12 protein-coding genes are annotated in these 14,182 nt (G+C 65.4%); 9 read left to right on the top strand and 3 right to left on the bottom strand.

Annotated features, from left to right (window positions below; all coding sequences use genetic code 11):
* Positions 1–75: 75 nt before the first annotated feature.
* From HXX15_RS14680 to HXX15_RS14655, 6 genes are all read left to right on the top strand, one after another.
* Entirely contained in the window at positions 76–1,047 is a 972-nt protein-coding gene (locus HXX15_RS14680; protein ID WP_296516965.1) for a small ribosomal subunit Rsm22 family protein, read from the top strand.
* Positions 1,048–1,132: 85 nt separating this feature from the next.
* Complete coding sequence (locus HXX15_RS14675) at positions 1,133–1,513, top strand: hypothetical protein (RefSeq protein WP_296516792.1); 381 nt, start codon at positions 1,133–1,135, stop codon at positions 1,511–1,513.
* Positions 1,514–1,770: 257 nt separating this feature from the next.
* Entirely contained in the window at positions 1,771–2,328 is a 558-nt protein-coding gene (locus tag HXX15_RS14670; RefSeq protein WP_296516791.1) for a LemA family protein, read from the top strand.
* A gap of 174 nt (positions 2,329–2,502) precedes the next feature.
* Positions 2,503–3,678 carry a M48 family metallopeptidase gene (locus HXX15_RS14665; RefSeq protein WP_296516790.1) on the top strand — a complete coding sequence of 392 codons (1,176 nt, stop codon included), beginning with the start codon at positions 2,503–2,505 and terminating at the stop codon, positions 3,676–3,678.
* Positions 3,679–4,002: 324 nt separating this feature from the next.
* A complete protein-coding gene (locus tag HXX15_RS14660; protein ID WP_296516789.1) occupies positions 4,003–4,779 on the top strand; it encodes a hypothetical protein in 777 nt (258 codons plus the stop codon).
* Positions 4,780–4,836: 57 nt separating this feature from the next.
* Positions 4,837–5,505 carry a hypothetical protein gene (locus HXX15_RS14655; RefSeq protein WP_296516788.1) on the top strand — a complete coding sequence of 223 codons (669 nt, stop codon included), beginning with the start codon at positions 4,837–4,839 and terminating at the stop codon, positions 5,503–5,505.
* Between the two features lie 194 nt (positions 5,506–5,699).
* Here the strand turns inward: HXX15_RS14655 and HXX15_RS14650 are convergent, their stop codons facing one another.
* Together HXX15_RS14650 and HXX15_RS14645 are read right to left on the bottom strand one after the other, a co-directional pair.
* Positions 5,700–6,245, bottom strand: coding sequence for an adenine phosphoribosyltransferase (locus tag HXX15_RS14650; RefSeq protein WP_296516787.1), 546 nt, complete (start codon positions 6,243–6,245; stop codon positions 5,700–5,702).
* Positions 6,246–6,380: 135 nt separating this feature from the next.
* On the bottom strand, positions 6,381–8,543 hold the full coding sequence (locus tag HXX15_RS14645; protein WP_296516786.1) for an anthranilate synthase component I: 2,163 nt from the start codon (positions 8,541–8,543) through the stop codon (positions 6,381–6,383).
* A 420-nt stretch (positions 8,544–8,963) separates the two neighbouring features.
* On the opposite strand from HXX15_RS14645, the gene HXX15_RS14640 reads away from it, so the two are divergent.
* Both HXX15_RS14640 and HXX15_RS14635 read left to right on the top strand, forming a co-directional pair.
* Entirely contained in the window at positions 8,964–11,237 is a 2,274-nt protein-coding gene (locus tag HXX15_RS14640) for an ATP-binding protein (protein ID WP_296516785.1), read from the top strand.
* Between the two features lie 81 nt (positions 11,238–11,318).
* On the top strand, positions 11,319–12,983 hold the full coding sequence (locus HXX15_RS14635) for a potassium channel protein (protein ID WP_296516784.1): 1,665 nt from the start codon (positions 11,319–11,321) through the stop codon (positions 12,981–12,983).
* A gap of 108 nt (positions 12,984–13,091) precedes the next feature.
* Here the strand turns inward: HXX15_RS14635 and HXX15_RS14630 are convergent, their stop codons facing one another.
* A complete protein-coding gene (locus HXX15_RS14630; protein ID WP_296516783.1) occupies positions 13,092–13,721 on the bottom strand; it encodes a class I SAM-dependent methyltransferase in 630 nt (209 codons plus the stop codon).
* Between the two features lie 279 nt (positions 13,722–14,000).
* On the opposite strand from HXX15_RS14630, the gene HXX15_RS14625 reads away from it, so the two are divergent.
* Positions 14,001–14,177 (top strand): hypothetical protein, encoded by a 177-nt coding sequence (locus tag HXX15_RS14625; RefSeq protein ID WP_296516782.1) that lies wholly within the window; start codon positions 14,001–14,003, stop codon positions 14,175–14,177.
* Positions 14,178–14,182 lie beyond the last annotated feature (5 nt).

Raw genomic sequence — 14,182 nt, 5'->3', positions numbered from 1 at the left:
CCCACCCCACCCCGCCTGCCTGCGGCAGGCGACCCTCCCCCTCCAGGGGTGGGTGACGATTCCCTCGCCGCCGCGATGATATCTCCCGCGCTGCCCGCCGAACTGACCATCGCGCTGGACCGCGCGCTGCATGGGCTGTCGCGCAACGACGCCGCGGCGCGGGCGGCATCGATCTCGCAGACCTATCGCGACGGCGGCGGCTCGCAGGCGATCCGCAGCGCCACCGACGCGCTGGCCTATGCGGCGGCGAGGATGCCCGCGACCTATGCGGCGGTCGCAGCTTGCCTGAACGCGTTGAACGAGGTGCGACCGGATTTCGCGCCGCAGACGCTGCTCGATCTCGGCGCCGGTCCCGGCACCGCGAGCTGGGCTGCGGCGACGGCGTTCGCCTCGCTGCGCGGCTTCGAGCTGATCGACGCCAATGCGGCGCTGAGCGCGCTGGCGCTGGAGCTGGCACGCGACACCCGGCTCGCGGCGATGCGCTACCGGCGCGGCGAAGCGCTGGCGCTACTCGCCGAGGCGCCGGCCGCCGATCTGGTAATCGCCAGCTACATGATCAACGAGCTGAACGATGCCCGGCGCGAAAAATTCGCCGATCTGGCATGGCGCAAGACCAATGACACGCTGCTGATCGTCGAGCCCGGCACGCCGGCGGGCTATCAGCGTGTTCTGGCGTTGCGCCGGCAATTGATCGCGCAAGGCGCGCACGTGATCGCGCCGTGCCCGCATGACGACGAATGCCCGCTGGCCGCGCCGGACTGGTGTCACTTCACCCAGCGGCTGCCGCGCTCCCGCGCGCATCAACACCTCAAGGCCGCCGAACTTCCCTATGAGGACGAAAAATTCATTTACGTCACCCTGACCCGCGCGCCGCCGCCGCAACGGCCATCGCGGGTGTTGGCGCAGCCCGAGCTGACCAAGATCGCGGTGACGGCGAAACTCTGCACCGCTCACGGCATCGTGCGCGCGGGGGCGCCGCGCCGCGACAAGCCGCACTACGCGCGTTTCCGCAAATTGAGCTGGGGCGACGCGGTGTTCGACGAGTGATGGGGACGGCGGAATAATTCGCCAGCGGCGGCGTTTGTCTCATCGACGCCTCCGCGTCCGCGCCATTTCATCAGGAGTAACACCGATGTCCAGATCGTTCGCCGCCATCGCGGCTCTGACTTTCATGCTTGCGTCATCCGCCGCCTCGGCGCAGATGCTGAAGACCGCCGACACGCCCAAGGGCAAGGCCTTCGTCGATGCCAAGGGCATGACGCTCTACACCTTCGACAAGGATGCCGGTGGCAAGTCGATGTGCAACGGCCCTTGCGCCGAGAACTGGCCGGCGCTAATCGCGGCGGACGACGCCAAGCCGACCGCCGACATGACCATCGTGGTGCGCGACGACGGCAAGAAGATGTGGGCCTACAAGGGCAAGCCGCTCTACACCTTCAAGAAGGACACCGCCCCCGGCGAAACCAATGGCGACGGCTTCCTCAACGGCGCCTGGCATATGGCCAAGCCGTAGGCAGCCGAAGCCGGAGCCTCATGGTGAGGAGGCGCTCTTGCGCCGTCTCGAACCATGAGGCTGCATGCCCTCATCCTTCGAGACGCCGCGAAGACGCGGCTCCTCAGGATGAGGGCGCGCACCTTCGCCCTTCCCGCTGAACTTATCCGGCTCCCGCGACGACCAAGCAATGCCGCATCGCTCCCGCGGCCCCTGCCCCGTGGCCGCGTTATGGTCTACAGTCAGGGTCGTCGTCGTCTCATCAGGAGTCGCTTGTCATGTCCGGCTGGATTTTTCTTGGGCTCATCGTCGCGCTCGTGCTGTTCGCGTTCGCGGCCTACAACCGCCTGGTGGCGCTGCGCCAGCGCGTCGACCAGGCCTTCGCCGACATCGACGTGCAGCTGAAGCAACGCCACGATCTCATCCCCAACCTGATCGAGACCGTGAAGGGCTATGCGGCGCACGAGCGCGGCACGCTCGACGACGTGGTCAAGGCGCGCAACGCCGCGCTGTCGGCGCAGGGCCCGGGCCAGGTCGCCGCCGCCGAGAACATGCTGAGCGGCGCGCTCGGCAAGCTGATCGCGTTGTCGGAGGCCTATCCCGACCTCAAGGCCAACGCCAATTTCCAGCAGTTGCAGTCGGAGCTGTCCGACATCGAAAACAAGATCGCCGCCAGCCGGCGCTTCTTCAACAACGCCGTACAGGAATACAATACCGGGATCCAGCAGATGCCGGCGGCGCTGTTCGCAGCGCCCCTCGGCTTCACCCACAAGGATTTCTTCGATCTCGGCGAAACCCGCAGCCAGGTCGAGCAGGTGCCGCAGGTCAAGTTCTGAGCCACCTGTCATTCCGGGGCGCGAGCAGCGTCAGCTGCGCGCGAGCCCGGAATCTAGCGGCCAGGCCGCAGCGCCTCGTTCTGCGGCGAGATTCCGGGTTCGCTCGCCTAGCGGCTCGCGCCCCGGAATGACGACCGTGGGATTGCAGGTACGACTCTCCAGGAGCCAGCCATCATGGCCGCGTATGGTCTCTACACTCACATCGCCTCGAACAAGTTTCGTTCGATGCTGCTGCTCGGCGGGCTGTTTCTGCTGATCTACGTGCTGGTATTCGCCGGCGCGCTGATCGCCGAGGTGCTGATCAACAGCGACGCGCCGATCGACTATTATCTCGCCGCCGCGACGCGCGATCTGGTCAAGGCGTTCCCGTTCGCCACCCTAGCGGCGGCGCTGTGGATCGTGATCGCGTATTTCTTCCACCAGAAGATGATCGACGCCATCACCGGCGGCCGCGACGTCACAAGGCAGGAGCAGCCGCGGCTGTATAATTTGCTGGAGAACCTCTGCATCTCGCGCGGCATCCCGATGCCGAAGCTGAAGGTGATGGACAGCGAAGCGCTGAACGCCTTCGCCACCGGACTGAACCCGAGGCAATACGCCGTCACCGTGACCTCGGGCCTGCTGGCTGCGCTGAACGATCAGGAGATCGAGGCGGTGCTGGGCCATGAACTGACCCACATCCGCAATGGCGACGTGCAGATGATGGTGATCGCGGTGATCATCGCCGGTGTGGTCGGATTCGCCGGCGAGCTGATGTTCCGGCTGTTCTTCAACTCGAGCTGGAATTTCGGCGGCGGCTCATCCTCCTCGTCATCATCGTCGTCGTCCTCGAGCGGCGACCGCAAGGGCGGCGGCGGGGCGATCCTCGCGGTGCTGCTGGCGGTGGTACTGATTGCGCTGGCCTGGGCGCTGTCTCAGGTGGTGCGGCTGGCGCTATCGCGCTCGCGCGAATTCCTCGCCGACGCCGGCTCGGTGGAGCTGACCAAGAATCCCGACGCCATGATCACGGCGCTGCGCAAGATCGAGAACCGCGGCGAACTCAACGGCGCCACCTCGGCGGTGATGGAAATGTGCCTCGACAATCCGCGCGAGGGTTTCGCCGACCTGTTCGCCACCCACCCCTCGGTGGATTCCCGGGTCGCCGCGCTGGTCAAATTCGCCGGCGGCCACGATCCCGGTCCGCTGCCGCTGCCGTCGGAGCCGACCGCATCGGACGACGACGCCGAACCGGCCGGCGATCCGACGCAGGCCGGTGACGCGGGCGATCCCCCCGGCCCCTGGAGCGCTCCCAAGCCAGCAGCGCCCGCCCGTAAGGGTTTCCTGCGCGGCCCCTGGGGCAAGCGGGCGTAAGCGCGCCCGAACGCCGAACGCCAGCGATCCAGTCATTCCGGGGCGCGAGCGGCGCGAGCCGCGAGCGAACCCGGAATCTTGCGGGCAGGTCGTGTGGCGAGATTCCGGGTTCGCTCGCAAGTGCTCGCGCCCCGGAATGACGGATCTTTGCCTCCTTCGCTTCCCGATCCCGCACGATTTTGTTGAGATTTTGCTCGGCCGCGGCCGCGGCAATTGAATTATCCCTTGTTTCTGCCATGTTCGCGCCCAAAGCAGTCAGGGCAGTCCGCCCGCGTGAGTCTCGCTCGCGCCGGCGCGGATTAATTTGGCCCAAAAAGGAATCTCATGGCGAAGCCAGCAGTCATCGTAGTGGGTGCCGACAAGGGCGGCGTGGGAAAGACCACGGTGTCGCGAACCTTGCTGGACTATTTCAGCGCCAACAACGTGCCGACCCGCGCCTTCGACACCGAATCGCCGCGCGGTACCTTGAAGCGCTTTCATCCGGAGATCACCGAGATCGTCGACATGACGTCGACCGCGGACCAGATGAAGATCTTCGACACGCTCAACAACAACGTGCCTTCGGTCACGGTGATCGACGTCCGCGCCGGCCTGCTGTCGACGGCGCTGGCGAACCTGCGCGACATCGGCTTTCTCGACGCCGCCAAAAGCGGCCAGATCACCTTCGCGGTGTTCCACATACTGGGCCCCTCGATCGCCTCGCTGGACGAGATCGCCGAGACCGCCGGCTTCATGCAGGGCGCCAAATATTACCTGGTGAAGAACTTCATCAACAACACCAGCTTCTTCGAATGGGACCAGGCGACCTACAACTCGTATTTCCACCGCATCAAGGATGCCGTCGAGCTGACGATTCCGAAGCTCAACGAGATGGCCTATGAGCAGGTCGAGGTCTCAAAGGTGCCGTTTCTGAAATTCGTCGCCAACAAGGGCGTCGATGACGAGGCCGCGAACTATTCCTTCGTGCTGCGCGGCTACGTCCGGCACTGGCTTGCCAATGTCTGGAGCGAGTTCGACCGCATCAAGCTCACCGACCTGGTCGGCAAGGAAAAATCCGGCCGCGCCCCGACCCCGTCGGGCGGCGGCGGCAGCGAGAAATAATTCGCATCGGCGCCGATTTTGGCTATATCGGGCGGAACACCCGCCCGATATGGCCCCATGCCCCGCACCCCGGTCTACATCATCTGCTCGCCGCGGCCGTTCGTCGGCAAGACCCTGATCGCGCGGCTGCTGTCGGAATTCCTGCTGCTGCAGCGCGGCTCGGTGGTGGCGTTCGACGTCAACCTGAAAGAGCCGTCGCTGCTCGACTACCTGCCGCGGATCACCGAGACCGCCGAGGTCGACGACACCTTCGGCAAGATGGCGCTGATGGACCGGCTGATCGTCCACGACGACGTGGCCAAGGTGATCGACCTCGGCTTCCACGCCTTCGACGAATTCTTCCGGATGACCGACGAAATCGGCTTCATGAAGGAGGCGGCGCGGCGCCAAGTGGCGCCGATCGCGCTGTTCGTCGCCGACACCGACCGCGCCTCGGCGCGCGGCTACGAGATGTTGCAGGAACAGATCCCGCCGCGCGCGCTGGTGACGATCGACAACGAACAAGTGCTGCGCGGCGAATTGCCCCAGGCGTTTGCACGCGGCCGGGTCGTGAAAATTCGCGCGCTGCCGTCGTTCCTGAAGACCTATATCGATCGCCAGTCGTTCTCCTTCACCGGCTATCTGCGCACCGAGAAGGATCCTTCCACCGAACTGCACCAGTGGATCCGGAAGAACTACACCAGCTTCCGCGAGTTGGAGCTGGAGCTGACGCAAACCCGAGCGTGACGCGGCGTCGCGAGGGAAGCCCGACGGTCACTCACCTGTGCACTGAGCCCTCATGGTGAGGAGGCGCGCAGCGCCGTCTCGAACCATGAGGCTGTTCATCTCATCCTTCGAGACGCGCGTCCTTTGGACGCGCTCCTCAGGATGAGGTCATCATGCACTGCGAGCGAGGCCGGACGCAGCGGCTGCACCTCCACTCAATGTCCCCCGAACGCCATCAGGGTGCGCACCGGGACGCCCATGGCGCGGATCTTGTCGGCGCCGCCGAGGTCGGGCAGGTCGATGATGAAGCAGGCGGCGACCACTTCGGCGCCGATCTGGCGCAGCAGCTTGATGGCGCCCTCGGCGGTGCCGCCAGTGGCGATCAGATCGTCGACCAGGATCACCCGCTCGCCGGGCTTGATCGCATCGACGTGAATCTCGATATGGTCGGTGCCGTATTCCAGCGCGTATTCCATGCTGACACAAGTATGCGGCAGCTTGCCCTTCTTGCGGATCGGCACGAAGCCCGACGAGACCTGATGGGCGATCGCGCCGCCGATGATGAAGCCGCGCGCCTCGATGCCGGCGACCTTGTCGATCTTGGAGCCGGCCCAGGGCTGCACCAGTTCGTCGACCGCGCGGCGGAACGAGCGGGCGTCGCCGAGCAGCGTGGTGATATCGCGGAACATGATGCCGGGTTTCGGATAGTCCGGAATGGTGCGGACGCTGGCCTTGAGATCGTGGGCGAGTTCAGGGGTCATCGGGCTCTCTGATCGGTTGCGATGTGCTCGGTGGCTCGGTTCGTCATTTCGAGCGCAGCGAAGCAATCCAGAGCGCCGCGCACTGGGCTGCTGGATTGCTTCGTCGCTTACGCTCCTCGCAATGACAGTTTCATGTCAATTGGCCGGAAGGCCAAGCCGGAACGCGTTCTCGACGATCCGCAGCCCGACCTCGCCGCCCAGCGACATCAGCGATTCGGGGTGAAACTGCACGCCGCCGACCGGCAGGGTCTTGTGCTCGATCGCCATCGCGACGCCGTCCGCAGTCGACGCCGTCACCTGCAGTACCTCGGGCATGCCGTCGGCTTCGACGAACAGCGAATGGTAACGGCCGATCACGATCTCGTCCGGCAGCCCGCGCATCAGCGTGCCGCCGCGGACCTGGATTTTCGACGGCCGGCCATGCGCCGGCTGCGCCAATTGCCCGAGCGTGCCGCCGAAATATTCGCCGATCGCCTGCACCCCGAGGCAGACCCCGAAGATCGGCATGTTCTTGGCGAGGGCCGCGTCGATGGTCGCCTTGATCTTGAAATCCGTCGGCCGGCCCGGCCCCGGCGACAGCACCAGCAAATCGTAGCTGTTGTCTTTCAGCATCTGCAGCGCGTGGATGTGGCGGACCACGCTGACGCTGGCGCCGACCTGGCGGAAGTAGTCCGCCAGCATGTGGACGAAAGAGTCGTCGTGATCGATCAGCAGCACGTGCTTGCCGGAGCCGGTGGCGTCCGGCGCCACGGCGGAGAGCCGCTTCGGCGGATCGCCGCGCAGCGCCTGGAACAGCGCCGCGGCCTTGACCTGGCATTCCTTGTCCTCGGCGACCGGATCTGAGTCAAAGAGGCAGGTGGCGCCGACCCGGACCTCGGCGAGGCCGTCCTTCATCCGGATGGTGCGGATGGTGAGCCCGGTATTGATGCTGCCGTCGAAATTGACCACGCCGAACGCGCCGGCGTACCAGCGCCGGCTCGAGCGCTCGTTGTCCTCGACGAATTGCATCGCCCACAATTTCGGCGCGCCGGTCACCGTCACCGCCCAGGCGTGGGTCAGGAAGGCGTCGAGCGCGTCGAAGCCCGGCCGCAGCATGCCCTCGACATGATCGACGGTGTGAAACAGCTTCGAATAGGTCTCGATCTGGCGCCGCGCCAGCACCTTGATGGTACCCGGCACGCAGACCCGCGCCTTGTCGTTGCGGTCGACGTCGGTGCACATGTTGAGCTCGAATTCGTCCTTCTCCGAATTCAGCAATTTCTGAATCTGCTCGGCGTCGCCGATCGCGTCGGCGCCGCGCGCGATGGTGCCGGAGATCGGGCAGGTCTCGACCCGGCGGCCGTCGGAGCGCACGAACATTTCGGGCGAGGCCGAGACCAGGAATTCACCGTCGCCGAGATTGAGCAGCCCGCCGTAAGGCGAAGGGTTGATCCGGCACAGCCGCTTGAACACTTCCGCCGGGGTGCGATCGCAGGCCTCGCCGAACAATTGCCCGGGCACCGCCTCGAACAGATCGCCGCGCGCAAACGCAGCGCGCGCCTTTTCCACCACCGCCGGATATTCGCCGGGCGCGTGATCGGCAAAACCCTGGCGGCCGGTCTTGGCATAAACACTGTCCGGGGTGGCGGTCGGCAGGCCAGCGGTCGAGGCGCCGTTCCAGGCGAATTCATAAGCGATCTGGACGCCGCGGCCGGTGGCGCGGTCATAGGCTAACAGCCGATCCGGCACGTAGAGCACGATGTCGCGCTGGTCGGCTTCGCGGGCGCGCTTCTGCACCAGATCCTCGATCTGGAACACCAGATCATAGGCGAAGGCGCCGAACAGGCCGAGCATCGGATCGGCCGGCGACGCGAAGGCGGCGACCAGCGCCCGCACCAGCGACATCGCGCTGGCGCGTCGCGTGCGCTGGTCCTCCTCGACCGGTGCCTCGCCGCGCACGATATGGCCCTCGATCCGGGTCGCGGTCCGGCTGTCGATCACCGCGCAGGGCTCGGCCAGAGTGTCGCCGAGGAAGGCGATCAGCACGTTGCCGCGCGCGTTCAACGCTTCAAGCGAAAACGCCGTGCCGTTGGTTTCCAGCACCAGCGGCGGGTCGGCGAAGCCGAGGTCGAAGCTCTCGTAGCGGCCGGGCACCGTGGTGCCCGATGAAAGCACCACGCCGCGGCGGCGATCCAAGAGGTCGATCAGATTGTCGAGCGCATCGCCGCCGGTCAGGCTCTGCACCGCGCGCGACACGGTGAGGCCGGCGGCGGTGCGGTAATCGGCCTGCGGCGGCAGTGCAAAAACGGTCCTGTTCATGTGATCCTCTTACGAAACTTGCCGGAGGAACGCCACACAGGACAACAAAAGGCCGCCATGTGCGGCGGCCACTGACGATTGAAAACGCAAAATCGCACCAGCCACCTTCAGGAGGTGGGCCACCAATAACGGCTCGGGCGGGACAGGTTGCGCATTGGGCTAAACCAGCATTTTGCGGCGGGGGATGTCAAGGGCGGTGGAGGCGAGACTAAAGGGGGAGGACTGCCCTGCAGCCGCGCATTGCGCATCGCCGCACTCCGGCTACGCTGCCCGGAGCAATGGACTCGCCTGACGCCGCGGACCATGTCGAGACCCAACTAAGCTTGAGTGGAGGCTCATCGACATCATCGTGAGGGGTGCCCACGACAGCCGACCGAGGACAGTAGACGGCTGGCGAGGCAAATGCAGCGAGGGATTGCCATGGATCCAGCCAAGGCCGATGACATCGTCACTGCAAGGAATGTCGACCTTTCGACGTGCGACCGCGAGCTGGTGCAGTTTCCGGACGCGATCCAGCCGCACGGCGCCATGCTCACGGTCGACGACCAGTCGAACCTCATTTTGCACGCCAGCGCCAATTGCGCCGACTTCCTCGGCAAACCGCCGGACGCCGTGGTCGGCTCGACGATCGCCGCGGTGCTGGGCCCGTCCTGGCGCAATCTCACGGAGACGCTGCACCGGATGCCGCTCGACAGCGGGCCGGTGACGATCGCCCGCGAGTCATTCGTCGGAACCGAGCGAGGCTTCAATCTGTTCGCCCATCGCTGCGGCGGACTGATCATCCTCGAACTGGAGAAGTCCTCCGCCGCCGGCGCCGCTCCCAATCTCTATTCGCAGGTGCGGGCCGATCTTGCGCGGCTGCAGGACGTCAAGGGCCTGAAGGACTTCTTCGACGTCGCGGTCGAACGGATTCGTGCGTTCACCGGCTACGACAGGGTGATGGCATACCGTTTTGACGAGGACGGCAGCGGACACGTCGTCGCCGAGGCCAGGCGCGACGACCTCGAGCCCTATCTCGGGCTGCACTATCCGGCGAGCGATATCCCGGCCCCGGCGCGGCGGCTGTTTTCGCTGAGCTGGGTGCGGCATTTGCCGGATGTGGACTACACTCCGGTGCCGATGATCGCGGCGACGAACCGCCCGGCCTCCGGCCCGGTGGATATGAGCTTCGCCAGCCTGCGCAGCGTTTCGGTGATGTACACCGGCTACCTCAAGAACATGGGTGTGCGTTCGACCCTGGTGATGCCGCTGGTCAAGGAGGGCAAGCTTTGGGGGCTGATCTCCGCCATGCACCACGCTGCGCCGCGCCACCTCACGCACGAGACCCGCATGGCGGCCGAATTCCTGGCTCATACATTGTCTCTGCTGATGTCCGCCAAGGAGGACGCCGAGCTGTTCGGCCGGATCAAGGCGATGAAGGCCACATCGGAGCGGCTGATCCAGGCGCTCGCCGTCGAGGCCAACGTCGTCAAGGCGCTGCGCGCGCCGGATACGCTGCAACTGCTCGCGACCCGGGTCGAGGCCGGCGGCTTGGCGCTCGTTTCGGATCACGACGTCACGTCGACCGGCAAGACACCGTCGCACGACCAGGTCCGCGACCTCGTTCGCTGGCTTGCGGACCGTGCATCGCCTTTGTTCACTACCGACCGGCTGTCATCGCTCTACGAGCCGGGCCAGGCATTCGCCCGCGATGCCAGCGGCGTGCTGGCGGTCCGGATCTCGCCGAAGCTGCCGGAATTCGTGCTGTGGTTTCGTCCCGAGCAGGTCGAGACCGTTGCGTGGGCCGGAGATCCCCACAAGCCGGTCGAAGTCAGCGAATCCGACGGCATGTTGCGGCTAAGGCCGAGGAATTCGTTTGCGCTGTGGAAGGAGAGCGTCAGGAACCGCTCGATTCCCTGGCGGGAGGACGAGAAGGAAGCGGTTGTCCGCCTCGCCGCGGCGATCGGCGACATCATCGCCGAACGCGCGACCAGGGTCGAACGGATCAGCCGCGAGCTTGGCGCCTCGCGATCCGAACTCGGCCGCTACGCGGACACCGCGTCCCATGAACTCAAGGAACATTTGAGGGGCATCCACCACCTCACGACGGCGCTGCGACGGCGACAGGGAGACGTGCTCGACGAGGAAGGCCAGCAGCAGGTCGCGACCATCCTGAAGCTGACACAACGGATGGACAGTCTCGTCGACGCCCTGCTCGAGCAGGCGGAGATTGGTCGATCCGAGCTATCGCTGCAGACGGTGGATCTGGATGCCATTGTCGATGCGGCGCTGCTCCCATTCGCCCGCCAGCTCGCCGAGCACAACATCGAAGTCCGCCGTCCAGCGTCGCTGGGTTCGGCGACCTGCAACCGCGAATGGGTCAGCGAGGTGTTCGCCAATCTGATCGCCAACGCGATCAAGTACAACGACAAACCCGCGCGATGGATCGAGATCGGCGTCGAGCAAGGCCATCCGGCCCGCTACTATGTCCGGGACAATGGAATCGGCATCGCGGAGACCGATCAGCAGCTTGTTTTCCAGATGTTTCACCGTCTGAATGAACCTGAACAATACGGCGGAGGCGCAGGCGTCGGCCTGGCGATGACGCGAAAGATCATCGAACGTCACGGCGGCCGCATCTGGGTCCAATCCAGGCCCGGCGATGGCTCGACCTTCTACTTCACCCTCAGCCCCGATGACGACATCCGTCCATGATCAAACCCTATCAACCGGAAACTGGTTCGCTCGATCCGGCAATCGCTGCCGTCACCGGTACCGGCGTTCGGGAGCGTGTCGGTGGGTAACGTCACGTTCATCACGCTGCGGCGGCTGCGCGCTCCCTTGATCCTGATCGCCCTGGTGTTCGCGCTGTCGACGCTGGGGCTTGTCCTGATCCCCGGCGTCGACGCCGAAGGCCGGCCCTGGCGAATGACGCTGTTCGAGGCGTTCTATTTCGTCACCTACACCGCCACCACGATCGGTTTCGGCGAGCTTCCCCACGCTTTCACCAACCAGCAGCGCGTGTTCGTGACGGCGATCATCTATCTGTCGGTGGTGGGGTGGGCCTATCTGCTCGGTTCTCTGCTGAGCCTCGTCCAGGAGAAGGCATTCCAGCAGGCGCTGGTCGACCGAAGGTTTCGCCGGGCCGTCGCCCGGATTGCCAAACCGTTTTATCTCGTCTGCGGTCTTGGCGACACCGGCATGACCGTCGTCCGTGCGCTCCAGCAACTCGGCTGCCGCGTCACCGTGATCGACAAGGACGAACGCAAAATTCAGCAGCTCGAGATCGACGGTCAGTCGAACGACGTGCCCGCCATTGTGGCCGACGCCAGATCCCCCGAAACACTGACGGCCGCGGGCCTGCTGAAGCCGGAATGCAAGGGCGTGCTGGCGCTGTGCAACGACGACGAGGCCAATTTGGCCGCCGCGATCTCCGCCTCCATCTTGCGCCCGGGGCTTCCGGTGATCGGACGAGCCGACACGCCGGAGATCGCCAGCTCGATGGCTTCGCTCGGCACCTTCCGGGTGATCAATCCGTTCCGCGAATTCGGCGGGCATCTGGCGCTCGCGATGCGGGCGCCGGACGTCTACCGGCTGATCACCTGGCTGACCAGCGCGCCGGGCGCCTATCTGTTTCCAAGTTCTCCAGCCCGGATTCCGGTCGCGCCCGGGCATTGGATCGTTTGCGGCTACGGCAGGTTCGGCCACGAAGTCGTGGCTGCCGTTCAGCAGGGCGGCTTTACCGTAACCGTGGTCGATCCGGCCGGCTCACGGGTCGAGGGCCATCACGCCATCAGAGGCCGCGGCGCCGACATCGCCGTTCTTCGCGAAGCCGGCATCGACAAGGCATCCGGCATCGTCGCCGGCACCGACGACGATGCCGAGAATCTGGCGATCGGGATCGCGGCCCGCCGGCTCAAGCCGGACATCTTCATCATTGCGAGGCGCAATCTCCGCTCGAGCCAAATGCTGTTCACGAAATTTGCTGCGAATATCACGATGGTCCCCAGCGAGATCATCGCCAACCAATGCATCACGGCACTTCGTACCCCGCTGCTTGCCGACTTCCTCGACGCAATCCGAGCCAAGGACGATTTGTGGGCCTACGCGCTGTCCGAACGCTTGCGCGACGCGGTGGGCAACGAAACGCCGCGGTTCTGGAGCGTGACCCTCGATCGTCACGAGGCGCCGGGCCTGCTCGCCTTTCTGGATGGCGATCAGCAGCGAACGATGACCATCGACGATCTGGCGAAAGACAGGTTCACCAAAGAGGCCGGATCGCAAGGGAGCCGGCACCCCGTGGTGATTCTCAGGGTGCTGCGCGCCACCACCATCGTGGAGCTTCCGGACCCGGATTTTGAACTGCTGGTCGGAGATCAGTTGCTGTGTGCGGGTTCGGCGGCGGCTGAAGCCACCCAGCAAGGCTTGCTGCGGCGGTCCCACGCTCGGACCTGGGCCTAAAGCGATCGGATCGAACCGGAAGATCGGCTCTGGAGAAGAATTGCCAAGGAATTCGGGCTGGGGAAGTGAGCTGTGGCGAACATGCTCCTGAGCGGATTTGACCTTGTCCTAATTGAGCGGGCCGGGCTTGCGGGCCACGATGTAGGGGCCGTGGGGGTTGGCGCCGAAGATGCGCTCGTCTTCGATCCTGAAGCCGGCGTCCAGAATGCTCTGGCGCAGTGCGATCTTGGTCAGCGCGTTGACGGGCGGGAACAAGCCTATGCTGCGCAGCACGACGAACAGGCCGCGAAGCGCGAGCCCCATATCGGCGAAGCACCAGGTCTTGGCGATCAGCAGCCCGCCGGGTTTCAGATGCGCGTGGATGTGTGCAAGCGTGCCGGGGAGATCGTCCACCAGATGCAGCACCTGGAATGCGGCGATCGCATCGAACGGGCCGCCGTCGAAAGCGCTGTGCGCGTCGGTGAGGACGAAGCGGAGATTGTCCGGCGCGGGCTTGGCGCGCGCGATCCGCAGCATCTCGGGCGAGAAGTCGGTCGCAATCCACTCCGCCACGTGGGGCGCGAGCCGGATCGCGGTCGAGCCGGTGCCGCAGCCGATTTCCAGCACCCGGTCGGTGGGGCGCAGCCGAGCGGCGGCGGCGGCCAGCATCGCCTCGTAGGCGGCCGGGTCCTTGAGTTGCCGCGCGGCGTAGCGCTCGGCGATCCTGTCCCAGAACTTGACGTGTCTGGCCTTGGCCATCGCGGGTCTTTCCAGCCTGACGGCTAAAGATGGGGTTAGATCTGCGCGCGCAAATCGACCGGCCCTCGTTGGCAAGCATATCGATGCTGTCGCGTAGCCGCCGGCAGGCGCCATCGTCTGTGACGTTGTCACTGCACCGGCTGTATGCCATTGGCCTGTGGACACCGGGGACAAGTCGGCCCCGATTCCGTCACCCCATTGACGCCCAATTCGGATGAAAATTCCGCCTCAATCGCGGGTGGAGATGCGGTCGGGACAATGGGTAATCGGGGATGGGCCGTGGGTAACAAGCTGGACAAGCAAATCGAGGAAATCGTCGCGGCGTGCGACGGCAGCGTGCAAGGCGCGCTGCGCGCGTTGATGCTGGTCAACGCACGCCTGGAATTCGAGGTCGAGCGACTGCAGACTGCGGTGATTTGCGGCCACGCCTGCAGCGCCGGACGGTCGCTGCACTGACGGCT

This window comes from Rhodopseudomonas sp., assembly GCF_013377015.1.
Taxonomy (GTDB): domain Bacteria; phylum Pseudomonadota; class Alphaproteobacteria; order Rhizobiales; family Xanthobacteraceae; genus JARJEH01.
The sequence above is the reverse complement of the archived record's forward strand: the minus strand, read 5'-3'. Positions and strand labels throughout refer to the sequence as shown.